General features: G+C 69.0%; 12 protein-coding genes. 8 read left to right on the top strand and 4 right to left on the bottom strand.

Annotation, left to right across the window (positions count from 1 at the left end; translation table 11 throughout):
* Positions 1 to 37 precede the first annotated feature (37 nt).
* The 4 genes from ABT001_RS16380 (at position 38) to glmM (ending at position 4,476) form a co-directional block, all read left to right on the top strand.
* Complete coding sequence (locus tag ABT001_RS16380; protein ID WP_351277458.1) at positions 38 to 1,657, top strand: ABC-F family ATP-binding cassette domain-containing protein; 1,620 nt, start codon at positions 38 to 40, stop codon at positions 1,655 to 1,657.
* 227 nt (positions 1,658 to 1,884) lie between these two features.
* A complete protein-coding gene (rplM, locus tag ABT001_RS16375; RefSeq protein WP_014154573.1) occupies positions 1,885 to 2,328 on the top strand; it encodes a 50S ribosomal protein L13 in 444 nt (147 codons plus the stop codon).
* A gap of 45 nt (positions 2,329 to 2,373) precedes the next feature.
* Complete coding sequence (rpsI, locus tag ABT001_RS16370; RefSeq protein ID WP_014154572.1) at positions 2,374 to 2,901, top strand: 30S ribosomal protein S9; 528 nt, start codon at positions 2,374 to 2,376, stop codon at positions 2,899 to 2,901.
* A gap of 216 nt (positions 2,902 to 3,117) precedes the next feature.
* A complete protein-coding gene (gene glmM / locus ABT001_RS16365; RefSeq protein WP_351277454.1) occupies positions 3,118 to 4,476 on the top strand; it encodes a phosphoglucosamine mutase in 1,359 nt (452 codons plus the stop codon).
* 31 nt (positions 4,477 to 4,507) lie between these two features.
* On the opposite strand, the gene ABT001_RS16360 is transcribed toward glmM, so the two are convergent.
* The 3 genes from ABT001_RS16360 to coaA form a co-directional block, all read right to left on the bottom strand.
* Complete coding sequence (locus ABT001_RS16360) at positions 4,508 to 6,073, bottom strand: PH domain-containing protein (RefSeq protein WP_351277451.1); 1,566 nt, start codon at positions 6,071 to 6,073, stop codon at positions 4,508 to 4,510.
* 81 nt (positions 6,074 to 6,154) lie between these two features.
* Complete coding sequence (locus tag ABT001_RS16355) at positions 6,155 to 7,096, bottom strand: DUF389 domain-containing protein (RefSeq protein ID WP_351277449.1); 942 nt, start codon at positions 7,094 to 7,096, stop codon at positions 6,155 to 6,157.
* A 21-nt stretch (positions 7,097 to 7,117) separates the two neighbouring features.
* Positions 7,118 to 8,110: a type I pantothenate kinase gene (gene coaA / locus ABT001_RS16350; RefSeq protein WP_351277446.1), complete on the bottom strand. Its 993-nt coding sequence runs from the start codon at positions 8,108 to 8,110 to the stop codon at positions 7,118 to 7,120.
* 133 nt (positions 8,111 to 8,243) lie between these two features.
* On the opposite strand from coaA, the gene ABT001_RS16345 reads away from it, so the two are divergent.
* Entirely contained in the window at positions 8,244 to 8,465 is a 222-nt protein-coding gene (locus ABT001_RS16345) for a type II toxin-antitoxin system VapB family antitoxin (protein WP_351277443.1), read from the top strand.
* Positions 8,462 to 8,872 carry a PIN domain-containing protein gene (locus ABT001_RS16340; RefSeq protein ID WP_351277441.1) on the top strand — a complete coding sequence of 137 codons (411 nt, stop codon included), beginning with the start codon at positions 8,462 to 8,464 and terminating at the stop codon, positions 8,870 to 8,872. The genes ABT001_RS16345 and ABT001_RS16340 overlap by 4 nt, the downstream gene beginning before the upstream one ends.
* A gap of 166 nt (positions 8,873 to 9,038) precedes the next feature.
* Here the strand turns inward: ABT001_RS16340 and ABT001_RS16335 are convergent, their stop codons facing one another.
* Positions 9,039 to 12,206 (bottom strand): FG-GAP-like repeat-containing protein, encoded by a 3,168-nt coding sequence (locus ABT001_RS16335; protein WP_351277438.1) that lies wholly within the window; start codon positions 12,204 to 12,206, stop codon positions 9,039 to 9,041.
* A 525-nt stretch (positions 12,207 to 12,731) separates the two neighbouring features.
* On the opposite strand from ABT001_RS16335, the gene ABT001_RS16330 reads away from it, so the two are divergent.
* Together ABT001_RS16330 and ABT001_RS16325 are read left to right on the top strand one after the other, a co-directional pair.
* Entirely contained in the window at positions 12,732 to 20,486 is a 7,755-nt protein-coding gene (locus ABT001_RS16330) for a polymorphic toxin-type HINT domain-containing protein (RefSeq protein WP_351277436.1), read from the top strand.
* A gap of 11 nt (positions 20,487 to 20,497) precedes the next feature.
* Positions 20,498 to 21,136 carry a hypothetical protein gene (locus ABT001_RS16325; RefSeq protein WP_351277434.1) on the top strand — a complete coding sequence of 213 codons (639 nt, stop codon included), beginning with the start codon at positions 20,498 to 20,500 and terminating at the stop codon, positions 21,134 to 21,136.
* Positions 21,137 to 21,197: the final 61 nt, after the last annotated feature.

Below are 21,197 nucleotides of genomic sequence, written 5' to 3'. Positions count from 1 at the left end.
GTTGGGCCAGGGGTCGACGGGCCGTGACAATGCTGTCATGGGACATCTTGAAGCAGGCCACCTGGAGTACTACCTACCGGACGGGCGGGTGCTGCTCGGCGACGCCTCGTTCCGGGTGGCCGACGGTGCGGTCGTCGCCCTCGTCGGCGCGAACGGGGCGGGCAAGACGACCCTCCTGAGGCTGCTCGCCGGGGAGCTCCAGCCGCACGGCGGTTCGGTCTCGGTGAGCGGCGGGCTCGGCGTGATGGCCCAGTTCGTGGGCTCCGTGCGGGACGAGCGCACCGTTCGTGACCTGCTGGTCTCCGTGGCCCAGCCCCGGATCAGGGAGGCGGCGGCGGCCGTCGACGCGGCGGAGGAGCGCATCCTCACCGTGGACGACGAGGCCGCGCAGATGGCGTACGCGCAGGCGCTGAGCGACTGGGCCGAGGCGCGCGGCTACGAGGCGGAGACGCTGTGGGACATGTGCACGACGGCCGCGCTCGGCGTCCCGTACGAGAAGGCGCAGTGGCGTGAGGTGCGGACGCTCAGCGGGGGCGAGCAGAAGCGGCTGGTCCTGGAGGCGCTGCTGAGGGGCCCGGACGAGGTGCTGCTGCTCGACGAGCCGGACAACTATCTGGACGTTCCCGGAAAGCGGTGGCTTGAGGAGAGGCTCAAGGAGACCCGTAAGACGGTGCTCTTCGTCTCCCACGACCGGGAGCTGCTCTCGCGGGCCGCCGAGAAGATCGTGAGTGTGGAGCCCAGCCCGGCGGGTTCCGACGTGTGGGTGCACGGTGGCGGCTTCGGTACCTTCCACGCGGCCCGCAAGGAGCGGTTCGCGCGCTTCGAGGAGCTCCTGCGGCGCTGGGAGGAGGAGCACGCCCGGCTGAAGGCGCTGGTCCTGCGGATGCGGCAGCAGGCGGCGAACAGCCCCGACATGGCGAACCGCTACCACGCGATGCAGACCCGCTTCAAGAAGTTCGAGGATGCCGGACCGCCGCCCGAGCCGCCCCGCGAGCAGGACATCAGGATGCGGCTGCGAGGCGGGCGGACCGGGGTGCGGGCGGTGACCTGCGTCAACCTGGAGCTGACGGGTCTGATGAAGCCGTTCGACCTGGAGATCTACTACGGGGAGCGGGTCGCCGTGCTCGGCTCCAACGGGTCGGGGAAGTCGCACTTCCTGCGGCTGCTGGCGGGGGAGCCGGTGGCGCACACCGGCGAGTGGAAGCTCGGGGCACGGGTGGTGCCCGGCCACTTCGCGCAGACGCACGCTCATCCCGAGCTGCTCGGCAAGACCCTCGTCGAGATCCTGTGGACGGAGCACGCCAAGGACCGTGGCGGAGCGATGTCGGTGCTGCGCCGCTACGAGCTGGAGCGCCAGGGTGACCAGGCCTTCGAGAGGCTGTCCGGCGGGCAGCAGGCCCGCTTCCAGATCCTGCTCCTGGAGCTGGCCGGCACGACCGCGCTGCTGCTGGACGAGCCGACGGACAACCTGGACCTGGAGTCGGCGGAGGCCCTGCAGGACGGGCTGGAGGTGTACGACGGGACGGTCATGGCCGTCACGCACGACCGCTGGTTCGCGAAGTCCTTCGACCGTTACCTGGTCTTCGGCTCGGACGGGGTGGTGCGGGAGTCCACGGAGCCGGTCTGGGACGAGCGAAGGGTCGAGCGGGCGCGGTAGGGACGGCGCGTTTTGACCCGTCCGGGGCGGGGCGGGTAGTGTCGGTCGTTGTTATACGTATGGGCTTCGTCGTTCACACACGAAGAGCCCTTGCGTAGGTTCTCTGGAGCAGTTACCAGTGGCTCGCATACGGGCAGTGTTCCCGGCACTGTGAGCCCCAGCTGCATGATCGCTTCAGGGGTGCCATGTGTCTGGACCTCATCCACTGAAGAAGCGAAGGCTACGAAGTGCGTACGTACAGCCCCAAGCCCGGCGATGTCACTCGCCAGTGGCACATCATCGACGCTGAGGACATCGTCCTCGGCCGTCTGGCCACCACGGCTGCGAACCTCCTCCGCGGCAAGCACAAGGCGATCTACGCCCCCCACATGGACATGGGCGACTTCGTCATCATCATCAACGCCGAGAAGGTCCACCTCTCCGGCAACAAGAAGACCCAGAAGATGGCGTACCGCCACTCCGGCTTCCCGGGCGGTCTCCGCTCCGTGCGTTACGACGAGCTCCTCTCGAAGAACCCCGAGAAGGCCGTCGAGAAGGCCATCAAGGGCATGATCCCCAAGAACACCCTGGGGCGCCAGATGATCTCGAAGCTCAAGGTCTACGCGGGCGACCAGCACCCGCACGCTGCGCAGCAGCCGGTCCCGTACGAGATCACCCAGGTCGCGCAGTAGTTCCGGCCTCCCCCCTAAGACGTACAGAAAGATCTGAGGAGAATCGTGGCCGAGACCACTGTTGAGACGCCCGTCGAGGGCACCGAGGGCGAAGAGACCTTCGCCGAGGTGACCACCTTCGAGTCGGAGGTCCCCGTCGAGGGTGAGTACACCTCCGAGTCGCTCGCCGGCCGCTTCGGCGACCCGCAGCCCGCGGCCGGCCTTGGCCGTCGCAAGAACGCCATCGCCCGCGTCCGGATCGTTCCGGGCACCGGCAAGTGGAAGATCAACGGTCGCACCCTTGAGGACTACTTCCCCAACAAGGTGCACCAGCAGGAAGTCAACGAGCCCTTCAAGGTGCTCGAGCTCGACGGCCGCTACGACGTCATCGCCCGCATCTCGGGTGGCGGCGTCTCCGGTCAGGCCGGCGCCCTGCGCCTCGGCGTGGCCCGCGCGCTGAACGAGGCGGACGTGGACAACAACCGCGCCACGCTGAAGAAGGCCGGCTTCCTCTCCCGCGACGACCGTGCGGTCGAGCGCAAGAAGGCCGGTCTCAAGAAGGCCCGTAAGGCCCCGCAGTACAGCAAGCGCTAAATCGCCTGCTCGTCCGCTCCACACGTTCGCCCCGGCGGCACACCTGTGCTGCTGGGGCGTTCGTCTATCGGTACTCGCGGGCGTATAACGGCTTAAGACGTTTGCATGTTTATAGGGCTGGCGGCCCGGGGCGCACCCTCTTCATCGTGTCTTGCCTTGCTTTGCCCTGTTTTGCTTGCTTTGGTTTGTGGTTTCGGAGCACTTCGGAGGACACCAGTGGGACGACTCTTCGGCACGGACGGCGTGCGCGGTGTCGCCAACGCGGATCTGACAGCCGAGCTCGCGCTCGGACTCTCGGTCGCGGCGGCGCACGTACTCGCCGAGGCGGGCACCTTCGAAGGGCATCGGGCGACCGCCCTGGTGGGCCGCGATCCGCGTGCGTCCGGAGAGTTCCTGGAGGCCGCCGTCGTGGCCGGCCTGGCCAGCGCCGGTGTGGACGTCCTGCGCGTCGGCGTGCTGCCCACGCCCGCCGTGGCGTACCTCACCGGAGCGCTCGGCGCGGACATCGGTGTCATGCTCTCGGCCAGCCACAACGCCATGCCGGACAACGGCATCAAGTTCTTCGCCCGTGGCGGTCACAAGCTCGCCGACGAGCTGGAGGACCGCATCGAGACGGTCTACGAACAGCACCGCACCGGTGAGCCGTGGGCCCGTCCGACCGGCGCGGGCGTGGGCCGCGTCACCGACTACGCGGAGGGCTTCGACCGCTACGTCGCACACCTCATCGGTGTCCTCCCGAACCGGCTCGACGGTCTGAAGGTCGTCCTCGACGAGGCGCACGGCGCCGCCGCCCGGGTCTCTCCCGAGGCGTTCGCCCGCGCCGGTGCCGAGGTCATCACGATCGGCGCCGAGCCGGACGGCCTCAACATCAACGACGGCTGCGGCTCCACCCACCTGGGCCTGCTGCGGGCCGCCGTCGTCGAGCACGGGGCCGACCTCGGCATCGCGCACGACGGCGACGCCGACCGCTGCCTGGCCGTGGACGGGAACGGCGAGGAGGTCGACGGCGACCAGATCCTGGCCGTGCTCGCCCTCGCCATGCGCGAGGCCGGCCAGCTCCGCAAGGACACCGTCGTCGGCACGGTCATGTCGAACCTCGGCTTCAAGATGGCGATGGAGCGCGAGGGCATCCAGCTCGTCCAGACCGGGGTCGGCGACCGTTACGTCCTGGAGTCGATGAAGGCCGAGGGCTTCGCGCTGGGCGGCGAGCAGTCCGGCCACGTCATCGTCCTGGACCACGCCACGACGGGCGACGGCACCCTGACCGGCCTGATGCTGGCGGCCCGGGTCGCGGCCACCGGACGTACGCTCGCCGACCTGGCGGGTGTGATGCAGCGCCTCCCGCAGGTCCTCATCAACGTGCCGGACGTCGACAAGTCCCGCGTGGACACCTCGCCCGAGGTCGCCGCCGCGGTGTCCCAGGCCGAGCGTGAGCTGGGCGACACCGGGCGCGTACTCCTGCGCAAGTCGGGCACCGAGCCGCTCGTACGGGTCATGGTCGAGGCCGCCGACCTGGAGCAGGCCCGCGCCGTGGCCGGGCAGCTCGCCGACGTGGTGAAGTCCGCGCTCGGCTGACACGCCGTCGATCGGACGAACGGCCCCGGCTTCACGGCCGGGGCCGTTCCGCGTCCGGAGACGGCGCGCGGTGTGCGTGCTCCAGTGCCCGGATGATGCGGGTCAGGTCGGCCGGGGCGGCGGTGAGGCGGACCGGCTCGCCCGCGTCGTCGAGTTCGGCGATGTGCCAGCTCCGGTGGACGGTCTCGCCGTCGCCGCCCCTGGCACGCCGTATCCGCGTGACGGTGAGCCGCTCCACCGGGATCCGCCTCGCCGCGAACCGGCCCGGGCCGGCGTGGGGTGTCACCGCGGGCGGACCGCCGCCGCCCAGGACGATGTGGGTGCCGAAGTCGTGCGGGTTGTAGTCGGTGTGCTCCAGGAAGCGGGCGGCCAGGAACCTCTCCGTCTCCTCCTCGAAGGGTCCGGCGTCTCCGGCTTCTCCGGCGTCCTCAGGTGTGCGGATGCGGGTGGCGTGCCAGGCCCAGGCGAACATGCCCAGGGTGGCCACCGTGCCCGAGGCCGCCCACGCGAGGGGCACGGCGGAGCCGAGCGGGTCCGTGGGGTGGAGGTAGCAGAGGGGCAGCAGCCACACGGCCGTACCGAAGAGCGCACCCGCGAACGGCAGGGCCGAGGGCAGGACCTCGTCGTCCGGCAGCCCGCGCCCGCGACGGCGCAGCAGCACCCGGGCACCGGGGTACCCCGCGGCGAGGGCACACCCGGCCGCGATGACGGCCACGTCTCCGGCGCCGGCGAAGTGCTCGCGCCAGGCGTGGTGTTCGGCGGTGACCACCCTCACCTCGCCGCGCCAGACGGTCAGTTCGACCTCGTCACCGGGGTGGAATCCGCGGGCACCCTCCCGCGAGACGGTGAGCCGGTTCAGCGGCCGGTCATCGGCGAAGTACAGCCAACTGCTCTGCTTCCCCTGGCCGACCTCCGTCCGCTCGATCACCGCGCCCTGGGTGCTCAGGCACTCACCACGCTCCGCGGCGGGCGTGCCGGCGGTGCAGGGGACCGCCGACATCCAGGCCTGTTTCTGCGACGCGGTGACCGGCACGAACCACGCGGCCAGGCCCGCGCCCGCCAACAGCAGCACGCAGAGGAGCTTCGCCACGGCCGAGCCGCGCCCGGCGGTGCGCTGCGAGAGGACGGGCACGTGGTCGGAGTCCGGAGCCCCGTGGCGGCGGTGCAGAGCACGGAGCGCGTCCAACTGCGCGTCGAACTCCGGCCGGTCGGCGGAGGATCCGCTGAGCGGCAGGGGCAGCCGGGGGGTACGCCCGTCGCGCAGCAGCACGCCGACGCGGTGGATGTCCTGGTTACGCCCGGACTGGAGGTGGACGCGCAGGTCGGCGATGTCGCTCCACGGCATGTTCCGGCGGCGCAGCAGCGTGCGGGAGCGCAGGCCGTCGGTGTCCGCGATCACCTGGACGGTGGCCGCGTACAGGAAGACGAGGCCCAGCAGCGCGAGCAGCAGGCCCCCGGCCACCCATACGTCGAGGAGGGTGCCCCGGTACACCGCGCGTACGGCTGTTGCCACGGCCGCGGCTGCCCCGAGCACGACGAGGCACCAGAGGGCGCGTCGTCTGAGGGGGCGGCAGATCACGTAGGGGGCGTCGTCCATGGTCGGCATCGTGTCATCGGCGGGGCCGGCGCCGCCTGTGCGGTGTCCGGCAGTCTCCGGGCCCGCGACACTGCCGGTCCCTCACCCCCGGGCGGGGGCCGTGCCGCGCTTCCTGCTCCACAGCGCCTTCTGGACCAGCAGCGTCACCGTGCCGGCGAGGACGATGCCCGCCAGGTTGGCCAGCAGCTGCCCCGAGGACCCCCAGGTCTGCTGGAGGTCCTGGTAGCTGAAGGCGACGGCGGCGTTGGCGGCCGCGGGCACCGTGGTCACCGAGATGGCCACGCCGATCAGCGCCCCGGACTTCGCCGACGTCAGCGAGAGCGTCCCCGCGACGCCCGCGAGGAGCGCGACCACGAAGGACATCCAGTCCGGGTGCCAGATGAACCCGGTGTTGGGCCTGTCCGCCTTGACCATGTCCTCGGAGAACAGCCCGAAGGCGTCCATCAGCCAGGCGAAGCCGGCGGTGAGCACCATCGCCACCACGAAGCCGCCGACCAGCGCCCACAGCGACCGGGCCACCAGCCGGGGCGCGCGCTGCACCACAGCCGTGGAGATCCCGGCCAGCGGGCCGAACTCCGGGCCCACCGCCATCGCGCCCACGATCAGGACCGCGTTGTCCAGCATCACACCGCACGCGGCCAGCATCGTCGCGAGGGCGAGGAACGCCACATAGGTGACGCTGAACGTCGACTCCTCGTGGGTCACCTCGCTCAGCTCTTCCCAGAGCACCGCGTCCGAGCCCTCGCCCGGCGCCGCACGCTCGGCCTCGTCGGCGCTCCTGGACAGGGTGAGGTCCATGTTCTCGACGGTGATGGAGCCGCAGTCGTCGATCTCCAGCTTCCGCAGCCCGCCGATGAGCTCGTCACCGGCCTCCCGCGCGACGTCGCACAGCACCACATCGCCCGCCGGATTCCGAGCGGCACCGGAGAGCACCGCGACATGGGCGGTGCCCACGGTCCGGTCGATCAGCCCGAGCACCTCGTCGGTGCGGTCGGCGGGCACGAGGAGGCGCAGATGCAGCACGGTGCACCCTTTCAGGACGAGTCAGAGCTTGCGCAGCGAAAGGCGCTGGACCTTGTGGTCCGGCCCTTTGCGCAGCACCAGAGTGGCACGGCCGCGCGTCGGCGCCACGTTCTCCAGGAGATTGGGCTTGTTGATGGTCCGCCACATGGTGCGGGCGTAGTCCAGCGCCTCCTCCTCGGAGACCTGGGTGTACTTGCGGAAGTACGAGGACGGGTTCTGGAACGCGGTCTCGCGCAGCCTGCGGAAACGGTTCAGGTACCAGGTCTCGATGTCCTCGGCGCGCGCGTCGACGTACACGCTGAAGTCGAAGTAGTCCGCGAGACCGACCCTGGTCCGGCCGTCCTTGCCGGGCAGCGCGGGCTGCAGCACGTTCAGCCCCTCGACGATCAGGATGTCGGGGCGGCGCACGGTCAGCCGCTCGCCCGGCACGATGTCGTAGATCAGGTGCGAGTAGACGGGGGCCGTCACCTCGTCCTTGCCGGCCTTGATGTCGGCGACGAACCGGGTCAGCGCCCGCCGGTCGTACGACTCGGGGAACCCCTTGCGCGACATCAGGCCCCGCGACTCCAGCTCCTTCATCGGCAGCAGGAAGCCGTCGGTCGTCACCAGCTCCACCCGGGGGTGCTCCGGCCAGCGCGCCAGCAGCGCCTGCAGGATGCGGGCACTGGTGGACTTGCCGACGGCGACGCTTCCGGCGACCCCTATGACGAACGGGGTACCGCGCTGCTCGCCGTGCCCGTTGCCCGCGTCCCCCAGGAAGGTGTTCAGGGCGCCGCGCAGGCCGGAGGTGGCCTGGACGTAGAGGTTGAGCAGCCGGGAGAGCGGCAGGTAGACGTCCCGGACCTCGTCGAGGTCGATGACGTCACCGAGGCCGCGCAGCTTCTCGACCTCCTCGGCGGTCAGCGGCAGCGGGGTCTTGTCACGCAGGGCGCTCCACTCGGCCCGGGTCAGGTCGACGTAGGGCGTCGGCGCGTGCTCGGTGCGGCGGGGGGGCCGTGCGGGTGAGGTGATCACGTATTCATTGTTGCGGGAGTTTTAACGGAGTGGGGGGTGGGGTCGGTCACGTGGGGCTTCGCGGGCAGCGGCCGGAATGTGGGTAGCCTAGATTTCTTTGTACATGACCAACATTGTGTGAAGGGGGCGCCGGATGTCCGTCACCCAGATCGACATAGACGATGACGCGCTGGAACGCACCATGGCGCTGTCCAAGGTCAGGACCAAGAAGGAAGCCGTCAATCTGGCGCTCCGGTACTACACGGACCAGCAGGACCGTGCGGCGCGCATCAGCCGGCATTTCGAGCGGGCCCAGCGCTGGGGTGCTGTGGAGGATGCCGAGCACCGCCACCGTGCGGAGAAGGACCATCGGTGATCTACCTGCTCGACACGTCCGGGCTTGTCCGGATGCTCAGTGACACCACGCTGCAGACCGCCTGGTACGACACCATCTGTGCCGGCGCGATCGGTTCCTGTTACGCCCAGCGCGCCGAGTTTCTCTTCGGCGCCCGGACCGGGGCCGAGTACGACGAGATCGTGGAGATGTTCACAGACCTGTATCCCGACGTCTCCGTGCCGAAGAACGCGGGACGCTGGATCGGGGCGGTGCAACAGCGGATGGCCCGTGCCGGACAGCACCGGAGCGCCACGGCGGTGCATCTGATCATCGCTGCCACCGCAGCCCATCACGGGCTGGCCGTCCTCCATGACGACGCCGACTACCGCACTGTCGCCCAGCACGCTCCTGACCTGCGGGAGCACCGCATTCACGACGTCGGCTGACAACGGCCGCGGTGCGCTCACGCCGCCGGATGGCGGGCGTACGTACGCCGCTGTGATCGTCCGGCCCCGGAGATCCGGGAATGCCCCATCCGGTACGCGACGAGCCGGGGGCCCAGGGTGCGCTCGTAGCGCGGCCCCGGGCCCCCGGCTCGGTCGGTCCGAGGTGTCAGCCGAAGGACCTGATGTCGCCCCAGCCCTCGGAGATCACGGTCTTGGCGGGTCCGTTGGTGTTGGTCTTGGACGGGTGGTAGACCTTCATCGATCCGTCGACGGTGAAGCGCGCCCATATGTCGGGGATGCGGTCGTTGTTGACGTCCGGGATGCCGATGGCGTGGTCGATGGCGGCGGCGGTCCACGAGTTCCCGTACGGGGTGTCGACGCCCTCCCGTGAGGCCGCCGCCGTCCTCAGTGAGGCCAGGTCCACGCTGCCGGAGACCGTGCCGGGCTTGCCGTGCCTGATGTACATGTTGCCGTTGGAGGTGTTCCTCCAGAGGAGGTCGGGGGTGCCGTCGAGGTCGATGTCGGCGACGTTGACGATGTCGCGTATCGCCCACGCGTCGGGGTTCATCCGGATCGCCTCCTGGAAGGTGCCGCCGGTGTAGCCGACCAGCGCCCAGTAGGCGTCGCCGGCGCGCACGAACACCTCGGGCCGCTGGTCGCCGGTGACGTCACCGACGGCCTTGACCTGGACCCAGCTCGCCGGGTCCGGGGCGCCCGCGGGCAGGCGGATCTCCAGGCGCTTGCCGACGTCGAAGCTGCCGTAGCCGTCGCCCGGGTACAGCCAGAACCCGCCGTCGGGGGTGCGGGCGAAGAGGTCCGTGACACCGTCACCGGGGTAGCTGTCGGCATGGTGGGTGATCAACGCGGCCTTGCCGGTGGTCGGGTCGTACCAGTGGCCGGTGGGGTTCAGCTTCCCGTCGGAGGTGTATCCGGCGGTGAGGGAGACGTAGAGCTCGCCGTCGGGCAGGCCGGAGTAGGAGCGGAGGTTGCCGCTCGCGTTGATGGTGAGCAGGTCGGCGCGTCCGTCGCCGCCGAGGTCTCCTGGAGCGTCCGCGGTGTCGCGCGGCGGCACGTAGAAGAGGTAGTCGGTGTACTCCTTCGACTTGTTGCCGACCGAGTCGTAGGCGTAGACCCGCATGCTGTTGGGCCCGGCGCTGGGAGGGGCCAGGGTGAGGGAGAGTACGCCGACGGCGTTGCCCGACTCGTCCGTGGTGAGGGTGGCGGCCTTCTCGGTGTAACCGGCGCCGACGAGCGTGTAGGCGAACTTGGTGGCGCCGGGGGAGCTGAAGGTGAAGGCGCCGGTCGCGCCGAACTTCTTCTCGGACCAGGTCAGCCCGTCCGAGGTGGCCTCCGGGAAGTCCACGCTGGTCACGTCGGGGCGCGGAGGTGCGGAGGCGTCGACGGTGAACTGGCAGGGCTCGTCACCGGGTGGGAAGTAGTAGGAGACCGCTTCCTCGCTGTCCTCCGCGCGGACGTCCCACCGGTAGGTGGTCTTGTCGGCGAGGCTGCTGGAGGGAATGGTCAGCGTGGCCTTGCCGCCGCTGTTGGGGGTGACCAGCGTGCCCGCGGGTGTGGCGGAGCCCGACTTCCACCAGCGGAAGCGCAGCTTGGAGAGGTTCTTGTCCGGGTCGGTCGCCGTCGCGGAGAGCACGATGTTCGTCTTGGCGACGGGCCGGCTGGACGGCGCGGCCAGGCAGGCGCCGCCAGGGGTGGTGGTGCCCGCGGTGGGCTCGTTCGGCTTGCGGTTGTAGTCCACATCGAGCTCGGCCGATGTGGCGCGGAACTTGCGCCAGGTGTAGGAATCGCCCTCGGCGTCGGCCTGCATTCCCAGGGTGAGCGTCGACGCGCCGGCGTTGGCCGCGTACTGGGCACCGGACTTCACGTTCCACAGTACGTACTCGTCGGAGCAGGTGCTGTTGTAGCCGTGGGCGAACGACTTCGTCTGCAGCAGCGATGACCAGCTCGGCTGCTTCTTCCAGGTGGTGCCCGACGAGATCGCCCCGGTGCGGTACAGGTGGAACTGGCGGGCATCGCACGACCAGGAGTGGTTGTTCAGCACCTTGAAGCTCGCCGAGGTGATGGTGGCGCCCTTCAGACTGCTGGAGAAGCCCATCCGCCAGAAAGACCGGGCCGTGCCTCTGGTCTCGCTCTCGTAACCGACGCGGGCATCGGATGTGCCGGAGCTGAAGTTGGTGCCGTTGTAGAAGCTGCTGTTCGGGTACGGCTTGTACGCGACCGTCCAGGCCGTCCAACCGCGCTGGATCGACGGATCGATGAACAGCGGGTAGCGGGCGTCGTCTCTCTTCAGGAGGCCGGTGGCGCCCATGTCCAGGCTGAGGCGGACGCCGCCTTCCTCCTCGGTCAGGCTGGTCTCCAACGGGCTGCTCCGCGCGCCCGGCTCGACGCCGGTCAGACCCGAAAGCCCCAGCACCTCCTCAGCGCTTCCCACCGAGGTGCGGGCCTCGGTGCCCGGCTCCAGGTCGGGGTCCTTGCCGGAGGAGTCCCAGGCGAACGGGGTCGGCACGGAACCGATCTCCCGGCCCTTCTTCGAGTCGAACACGCGGACCGTGTCGGTGGTGGGGTCATGCTCGAACTCGGCTGTCGCGGAACGCAGTCCGAAGGTCAGCGTCTCCAGGGCCTCGTTCTGTGCCGCCTCGGGCGTCTTGACGATCAGCAGTTGTGCGAAGCCGCCTTCCTCACGGGCGACCAACAGCAGGTCCACGCCCTCGAAGACCTCCTCGTACAGCGCCCGGGCGCCGTCGAGCACCGGCTCGGGCAGAGTGCCGGGCCAGGTGTAGGCCACGGTGTGGCCGCTCAGCTCGACCTCGGCCAGCACGCTGTCCTCGGCCGTCGGCGTGGACCGGGGGGCGTCACGGTCGGCTCGTTCCTTGCGGCTGCCGGCCGAGAAACGGACCGGAACCACGGCGTTCACCGGGACGATGCCGTCCTTGGTACGGCGCAGCTCCGTGTCGATCTCCGCCCACTCGCCGTCGGCGTTCTTCGCCCGCTGCGGGGTGGCATGGATCCGCTGGCGCATTTTCCCGTCGGGCAGCGCCCAGGTGAGCGTGGTGGCGGTGGTGGCCTCCTCGACGAGGACCTTCTTGCCGGTGCGGCGGGCCGCGGCTGCGGCCTCCTCGTGGGTACGGGGGTGATCACCGGCCGGTGACGCCTTCGTGCTGCCCCCCTGGGCCTGCGACGCGGCGTTCTCGTCGCCCGGCCAGCCGATGAACCACGGCAGCAGGGATGCGGTGAGCGCGGCCACGAGCAGGCCGAGGGTGACGGACAGCCGTGCGCGGCTACGCACGAACGGTCTGAGCAGGCGTGGCACGGTCACTGAGCTTCTCCGAGGGGGACCGAACGGATGGGCGGGGGGTCGACAGAGGTCTGGTCCGCGCTCCACCGGCCGCGGACACATGCGCCCGCACGATCGCATGTGCTCGCGGCAACTGCCTAGGTAAAGAAATTTATCGATCCGTGATCGAAGCGCAGCGTAATGAGGCGAGAAGGCCAAACCTTGGACCATGGATGCTTGATTGGGGAGAAAAGCTCTGACATTAAGGAGATTGTGTGAAACTCCCGCTCCTGACCGTCTGGTGGAAACGGTTCCCGTTCATCCCGTGGTGAAGATCACTTCTCGCGCCCGCCGGTCACTCTGTGTTCCTTGATCATTCCCTCTGCGTGTCGCAAGATTCCCGGCGCGTGCGCTCAAGTCGAGCGTGCTGCGCGGCAATTCACAGTTCCGCTGTTCTTTGCGCAAGGTGGGAGTCGACGCATGCGTGCAGCAGGTCCGGGGTCCTGGTGGGGGCTCGGCCGGCCGGCCTCGGCCGGTAGGAGTCGGCAGAGACGCCGCCAACTCCGCATGACGGTGGTCGTCTCGTTGGCGTCGGCGCTCACCTGGAGCAGCCTGTCGCTGGAGGCCGCGGCCATCCCGCCGAAGCCGCGCGAGGAGATGGCGGTCGAGCTCCCCGATCTGCCGGAGAGCGAGCGGACCGAGCAGGACGACAGCGCCGAGACGCGTCTGACGACCGCGCCCGAGGTGCCGACCACCCCCTACGCCCCCGTGGCCGTGGAGGCGTGGACACCGGGCGTGGGCACGGCCGACCTGACGGAGGTGCAGCCGGGGAAGTCGGTCCCGGTCGACAACGTGCCGACGGTCTCCCTCGGAGTGCCCGAGGACGGCGACCCGGCCGCGCTGGCCGGCAAGTGGACCGTCGACCTGAAGGCGCCGGCGGACTCACAGACCGCCGACGTCGACGGGCTGCTGATGGAGATCACCCCGCCCGCCACCGCCGACCCTGCGGCCGAGGTCACCGTCGGGGTCGACTACACCTCGTTCGCCGACCTGTACGGACCGCAGGCAGCCGACCGGTTCGGCGTCGTCCTGCTGCCCAACTGCGTCATCGACGCGCCGACCGAGGGCGAGTGCGCCCCCGAGCCGTCGGCCGAGGAGCCGACGGAGGGCGCGGCGGCGGCGATGCAGCCGCTGGCCAGCGAGATCGAAGTGGTCCACCCGAAGACCACCGCCAAGGCGCGTGCCGCCGAGGGCGGGTCCACGGGGACCCGTCGCGTGGTCTCCGCGGGCATCCCCGTCTCCGAACTCCTGGGCGTGGATGCCGGCTCCGAGGCGTCCGGTCAAGCACGGGCGTCCGCGGCGGACGGGCCCGGCTCCCGTGCGGTCGGCGTGCTGGACACCGGAGCGTCGGCGGCAGGCGACTTCACCGCCACCCCGCTGCAGTCGTCCGGCGCCTGGGCGTCCGGTTCGTCCTCCGGTGCGTTCACCTACGGCTACCAGGTCCAGGTGCCCGAGGCGCCCGGCGGCCTGACCCCGAAGGTGGGACTGTCCTACTCGTCCCAGTCGGTGGACGGCCGGACCTCGTCCACGAACAACCAGGCCTCCTGGATCGGCGACGGCTGGGACTACAACGCCGGCTCCATCACCCGTACCTACGCCTCCTGTCGTGAGGACGCCAAGAAGGCGGGCGCCAACAACGCCACCCACAAGACGGGTGACATGTGTTGGGGTTCGGACAACGCCACGCTGACGCTGGGCGGGGCCACGACGGAGCTCGTCTGGGACGCGGACCAGAAGCAGTGGTTCACGGCCAACGGCGACGGCTCCACGATCCAGGTCGTCAAGGACACCGAGAACACCAAGAGCGCCAACGGCGCTGCCGACGGCGAGTACTGGATCGTCACCACCACGGACGGAACCAAGTACCACTTCGGTATGCACAAGCTGCCGGGCTGGTCCGAGGGCGACGCCGTCACCAACTCGGCCCTCACCGTGCCGGTGTTCGGGAACCACGCCGACGAGCCCTGCTACAAGGCCGGCGACTGGAAGGGCTCCGAGTGCAGGCAGGCCTGGCGGTGGAACCTCGACTACGTCGAGGACGTCCACGAGAACGCCATGTCCCTGTGGTGGAAGAAGGACACCAACTACTACGCGAAGAACTTCAACTGGAAGGCCCCGGTCAAGTACGACCGCGACGGCTACCTCGCCCACATCGACTACGGCCAGCGCAAGGACAGCATCTTCGGCGCCGAGGCTCCCGGCCGCGTCCTCTTCACCGTCGACGAGCGCTGCTACACCGAAGGCTCCCTGGAGTGCAGCGACGCGAACTTCACCTCCAAGGACCCCGGTAAGTACCGCATCTGGTACGACACCCCCGCCGACCTGCGATGCGCGTCCGGCAAGATGTGCTGGAACGCGGCGCCGTCCTTCTGGTCCACCAAGCGCCTGGACTCGATCCAGACGTCCGCGCAGCGGCGCACCGGCACCGACGCCCGCCAGGTCGTGGACCGCTACCAGCTCAAGCAGTCCTTCCCCGTCCTGCGCACCGGTCCGAACACCGCCCTGTGGCTGGAGTCGGTCACCCGCACCGGTTACGCCCAGAAGGGTTCCACCGACGCGAGCGTGACGCTGAACCCGGTCCGGTTCGAACCGAACGTGGACGACATGCCGAACCGCGTGATGCGGGGGGACCAGGACCCGCGCCCGGGCTTCTCCCGGTTGCGCATCGGCCGTGTGATCAGCGAGTACGGCGGCGAGACCGTCGTCACCTACAAGCAGCCGGAAGGCCAGTGCGCCACCGGCCAGGACCTGCCGGGCAAGTCCGAGAAGGACGCGCTGAAGAGCAACACACGCCTGTGCTACCCCTCCTTCTGGCACCCGGACCCGGAGAAGGAGGACATCGACTGGTTCCAGAAGTACGTGGTCCAGGAGATAGAGGAACTCCCCAACGTCGACGGCGCCTACGCGACCAGCACGAAGTACGACTACGGCACCGCCGGCTGGAAGATGGCCGAGCAGGAGTTCACGAAGAAGTCGACGCGGACGTACTCCCAGTTCGCGGGCTTCGACCGGGTCGCCGTGGTCACGGGCGCCGACGACCCGGCGATCGGCAGTAAGCGGACCAAGGCCGTCACACGGTACTTCCGCGGCATGGGCGACAGCGTGTCCGTCAAGGACACGGCCGGCGCGCACATCGCGTACGACCGCGAGCCGTTCGCCGGGCGCATAGCCGAGGAGCTCACCTACGCCGAGGCCACCGACGCCGACACCGCCTGGCTGACCCGCTCAGTCACCGTTCCGGAAGCCACCGAACTGGCCTCCCGTAAACGGGGCGACGGGCTGGACCCGCTGAAGGCCTGGCGGGTCACCGAACCCCGCCAGCTCGCCTACAGCAAGGACGGCGACGGCGACGTCCGGACGTCGGAGACGAAGACCACCTACGAGGCGAAGTACGGCCTGCCGGTCCGGGTCGAGACCCTCGAGGACAAGGCCGACCCGGGCCTCGTCGGCGACGTCTCCTGCACCGCGCTGGAGTACGTCCACCACACGGGCAAGAACCTCATCGGCCTGACCAAGCAGACCCTGAGCACCGCCACCACGTGCGCCACGGCAGACTTCACCTCGACCACGAAGCTCGCCTCCGGCTCCCGTACCGCCTACGACGGAGGTGAGTACGGCGCCGCACTGACCGGCTCCACCCGTGGACTGGTCACCCGGACCTGGTCGCTGAAGGCCGACGGCTCAGGCTTCCAGTCCGACGGGACCGTCGAGTTCGACTCCCGCGGCCGTGTGGTGAAGGCCACCGACCCGGACAACAAGTCGTCGACCACGACCTACCGCATGGAGGGCGGTCAGACGTTCGGCGTCACCGAGACGAACTCCCTCGGACACAGCTCCGTCCAGGAGATCGAGCCCGGCCGTGGCACCGCCACGAAGAGCACCGACGCCAACAACCATGTCACCCAGTCCATGTTCGACCCGTTGGGTCGGCTCGTCGAGTCCTGGGGCCCGGGCCGCAGCTCGTCGTCGTCCTCCGTGCCGGACTTCGCTGCCGAATACCACATCCCCGAGGTCGATCCCGAGGAACCGGACCGCCTCCCGCCCTACGTGGTCACCAAGACGCGCGGGCACGAGAACCGCGTCGAGTCCTCCGTCACCGTCTACGACGGCCTGGGCCGGGAACGGCAGACCCAGGAGGAGGCGACCGGCGGCGGCCGGCTGATCACCGACACCCTGTACAACAGCTCGGGCGAGGTCTGGCAGACCAACAACGCCTACCTGGCAACCGGCGAGCCGAGCGGCCAGCTCTTCACCCCGCTCGCCGAGACCGCCGTGCCGAACGCGACCCGCTACACCTACGACGGTCTGGGCCGCGTACTGAAGGAGCTGCCGGTCCTGAACGGCAGTGCGATGCAGGCGCGTTCGACCAACTACGAGTACGGCGCCGACTGGTCCACGGTCATCAACCCCTCCGGCGCGGCCTCCTACCGCGTCCGGACCGACTCGATGGGCCGCACCACCCAGGTCGACACCTTCACCGACGCCGAACGCACCGAGTACACCTCGGTGAAGTACGAGTTCGACGACCTCGGACAGCTCGTGAAGGCGTACAGCGCACAGGACTCCGCACGCACCTGGACCTGGAAGTACGACCAGCGCGGCCGGATGGTCTCCGCGACCGACCCGGACGCCGGCACCACCACGACGACGTACGACCACCGCGACCGGCCCCTCACCACGACCAACGCGCGCGGGGTCACCGTCTGGACCAAGTACGACGAGCTGTCCCGGCCCACGGAACAGCGTCTCGACGGCTCCGCCGGCGACGTGGTCGCCCGGAGCACGTACGACACGGCGCCGGGTGGCAAGGGCCTGCCGGCCGGCTCGGTACGGGTCACGGACGGCCAGGAGTACACGATGTCGGTCGGCGGATACACCGCCGACTACCAGCCCCGCTCCACCACGCTGTCGCTGCCGGACGCCCTCGCCACCACCTGGGGCCTGCAGAAGTCGTACACCTCCACGTACAACTACAGCGACACCGGCCTCCTCCTGGACGGCACGATCCCCGCGGCGGGGGCGTTCGACAGCGAGAAGCTGGTCGTCCGCTACAACGAGGAGGGCCTGCCGCTCTCCGTCTCCGGCAAGGACTGGTACGGCTCCGAGGCCGCGTACTCCCCGTACGGCCAGCTGCTGCGCTCCACGCTGGGTGCCCAGCCCCACCGGGTGTGGTCCTTCTCCAGCTTCGACGACGCCTCCGGAGCACTCACCGACCAGCAGGTGTACCGCGAGCAGAACGGCGACACCGCGGTGGTCGCCGGCAAACTCGCCTCCCACCGGTCGTACTGGTACGACGACGCGGGCAACGTCACCGGCATCCGGGAGCGCTCGACCGGCATCCAGGAACGCCAGTGCTTCACCTACGACCCGATCGGCCAGCTCACCGAGGCGTGGACCTCCGCCGACCTCGACCACTGCGTCGACGGCCCGGTCAAGGACGACGGCGCCCTCAACGTGACCGCCGGCCCGGACGACTCCGGTTACTGGCAGCAGTACGAGTACGACCTGCTCGGCAACCGCAAGAAGCTCACCGAGAAGGACCTCACCGGCGCCACCGCCAAGGACGCGGTGACGACCTACGCCTACGGCAAGGCGGACGGCTCCCAGCCGCACACCCTGACCAAGGTGACCAAGAAGTACACCACCCCGGCCGGCGCCCAGGTCACCGCGGAGGCGGAGCGGCTCTACGAGCTCACGGGTGAGACCAAGCAGGTGACCTCGCTGGGCAACGGCGACACCCAGGAGCTCAGCTGGACCTGGGACGGCCAGGTGGAACGTCTCAGCGGCGAGGGCGGCGGCGGCAAGTCCTCCTACGTCGGCCTCGCCGACAAGTGCCTGGACCTGAGCGGCGGCAAGGCGGCGGAGAACACGCCGGTCAACCTGCACTCCTGCAACGGTTCGACCGCGCAGAAGTGGTCCTTCCAGGAGGCGCCGGGTCAGTCGGACCCGGACCTGGGCACCATGACCGTCTACGACGAGAAGTGGTGCATCGAGCCCGGCTCGCCCTCGGCGGGCTCCGGCCTCCAGCTCCACGCGTGCGACGGCTCGGCCAACCAGAAGATCAAGCGCAACGCGTCAGGCCAACTGGTCCACGTCGAGACCGCTCTGTGCATCGCGGTCAAGGACGGTGCGACCGCCAACGGCACGTCCACCGTCCTCGCCACCTGCGCGGCCTCCTCGGCGGCGCAGAAGTGGGAGGCGCAGGACGAGACCCGTTACGTCTACGGGCCGGACGGCAGCCGTCTGCTGACCGTGCAGGGCAAGCAGGCCACGCTGCATGTGGGGGAGACCGAGGTCACCACACAGGCGGCGGGCAAGCTGGTCTCCACGCACCGCAGTTACGGTGCGCCGGGCGGCAGTGTGCTGCGTTACCAGTACGGCTACAGCAGCACGAGCACGCTGGTCGCGCAGGTCGGTGACCATCAGGGCAGCACGTATGCCGAGGTCGCGATGACCGACGGCATGCCGGTGCGGATCCGTAAGCAGGACCCGTTCGGCAACGAGCGTGGCGCGTCCACGTCCGGTGCGGGCCGGCAGACGCATGCGGCGTTCCTGGGCATGACCCCGGACGACGCCTCCGGCTACACACAGCTGGGTGCCCGTATGTACGACCCGGCTGTGGGGCGCTTCCTGTCCGCGGACCCGGTGCTGGACCTCGCGGACCCGATGCAGGCCAACGGGTACGCCTACGCCCACAACAACCCGGTGACGCTGTCCGACCCGACGGGTCTGGCGGTCTCCCTGACGGCGTCGGAGACGGCGGCGGCTCTGGCCGGGGCGGGATTGTCGCAGGCCATGGTGGACCAGGCACAGTCGATCATGGGCAAGTCCGTCACCTCTGTGATCCTGTCGGCCGCCGGGGACGCACTGTGGGGCCTGATCGGCGGCGGCGACGTCATGGGCTGCTTCGGAGGCAGCGTGATGTCCTGCATCAACATGGTCATCGGCGCGGTTCCCTTGGGCAAGCTCGCTCGGATTCCCTCCCTCGTCAAGGCCGTTCACCGCACGTTCAACGCCATCCAGGCGCTCAACAAGGCGAAGAAGAAGGCCGAGGCGGTTCTCGCCGCGGCGAAGGCCGCGCAGCAGAAGGCGCTCGCGGCGAAGAAGGCGGCGATCGAGAAGGCCAAGAAGGCGGCACAGGCCGCGAAGAAGAAGGCGGCGGAGAAGAAACAGACAACCAGTAACAAGGCTGTCAACGAGACGAAGAAGACGGGCAGCTCGGTCCAGAAGCAAGCACAGGCCAAGTCCGCTCCGAAGGTCTCCTCGGCTTCGGCCACCCACAAGAGCTCGGGTGGCGCCAAAGCCGGTGCCGGCAAACCTGGTGGCTCTGCCGGTGGTTCCTCACGGAGCAAGGGCGGCAGCAGCGGTGGCGGCGGTTCCGGCAAGCCAGGCGGATCCTGCCCGACCAGCAACAGCTTCGTTCCCGGGACGAAGGTCGTGATGGCCGACGGCTCGACGAAGGCCATCGAGGACGTCAAGGCCGGCGACAAGGTCTTGGCCACCGACCCGGAGACCGGGGAGACGACGGTCGAGACGGTCACGGCCGAGATCAAGGGTGAGGGGCTCAAGCACCTGGTCAAGGTCACCATCGACACCGACGGCGACCGGGGTGACGAGACGGCCTCGGTCACCGCGACCGACGGCCACCCCTTCTGGGTCGAGGAACTCGGCGACTGGATCGACGCCACCGACCTCCACTCCGGCCAATGGCTCAGCACCGGTGCCGGCACCCATGTCCAGATCAGCGCGATCCAACGCTGGACCGCAACCGGCGAAATGGTCCACAACCTCACCGTCAGTGACACCCACACGTACTATGTGCTGGCGGGGGCCACGCCGGTCCTGGTTCACAATTGCGGCGGCGGCGCTCTCGATCTTGACAACCTTCAAGACCGAGCCGACACCCTGCACGCGCTCATCCCGGCGGGGAAGGCGAACGACAGGGCGACCACTGGAGTCATGCACGCGGTAGGCGGTGGACCGGAATCTCTCGACGTTGTGGCCGTTGGAGCACGGAAGAATATCTCTCAGATTCAACGTGCACAGCTCCTCCCTCACGAGCTCGGGATATCGCGCACTGGCGTGGACGCATCAGGTAACTTCCCGCATGCAGAGGTCAAGCTCTGGGAGACAGCAGTCCATCTTGACCTAACGCCGACAGGCCTGGCAGTGAATAGACCGTTCTGCCCAGCATGTCGGGGTTTCCTGCAAGGCAAGGGTGCGACCCTGGTCAGCGATACACAGGCGATTTGGACTCCGTGAGGTGAATTGAGATGGGATTTCTCGAAGACGTCGAAGTCGTCCGTGTGGAGTGCACACGGTTGACCCCACGCCAACGGCTGGCCGTCACGGCTCTGTGTGCGACGAAGGTGCGATCGGTATCCATGGCGTTCCTTCATGATTCAGGAGAGGGAGACTCCTTTTACCGGATCAACAACGGACTGGATGCGGTGTGGCTGGACCTGCGCGGTATCCAGCAGGCCTCGGCGTCGGATCTCACGCGGGTCCGAGAGGAGGCAGAGTGCTGGATCACTCGCCTTGAGGATGTCGGCGGAGAAGCCGCCGGCTTCGCAGCGGATGCCATCTCCGTATCGGTGTCCGCGATGTCAAGCTTCCTTGAGGCAGATCCAGAGTCCGCAGTGAACTCGGCGATCTCGATCGCCGAAATCCGCTCGGAGATCGCCGAATTCCTGGCGGAATATCAGGGTGCCGAAGGGGGGTACTTCCTGAAGGGTGACGAGGCCGGGGAGGCATCCCTAGCCGAAATCAAGGGCGATGTGGATTTCCTTGGGGAGTTTCCCGCTGACGAGTTTCCCGCGACTCGGTTTATGCGTCGGGCTGGGGCTGCGAACCTTGCTCTCGCAGAGCAGATGAAGTTGGTGCTGAAGGTGGATCGGTTGCGTCTGCCCTGAGAGGTTCCGCCGGACTGCCCCTTGATGCCTACTGGCGGTGCGGCAACTGCCGCTGGGGTGC

This window comes from Streptomyces sp. NPDC002793, assembly GCF_040295485.1.
Lineage (GTDB): Bacteria > Actinomycetota > Actinomycetes > Streptomycetales > Streptomycetaceae > Streptomyces.
Note: the sequence above shows the minus strand (reverse complement) of the source record. Positions and strands in the feature narration are given on the sequence as shown.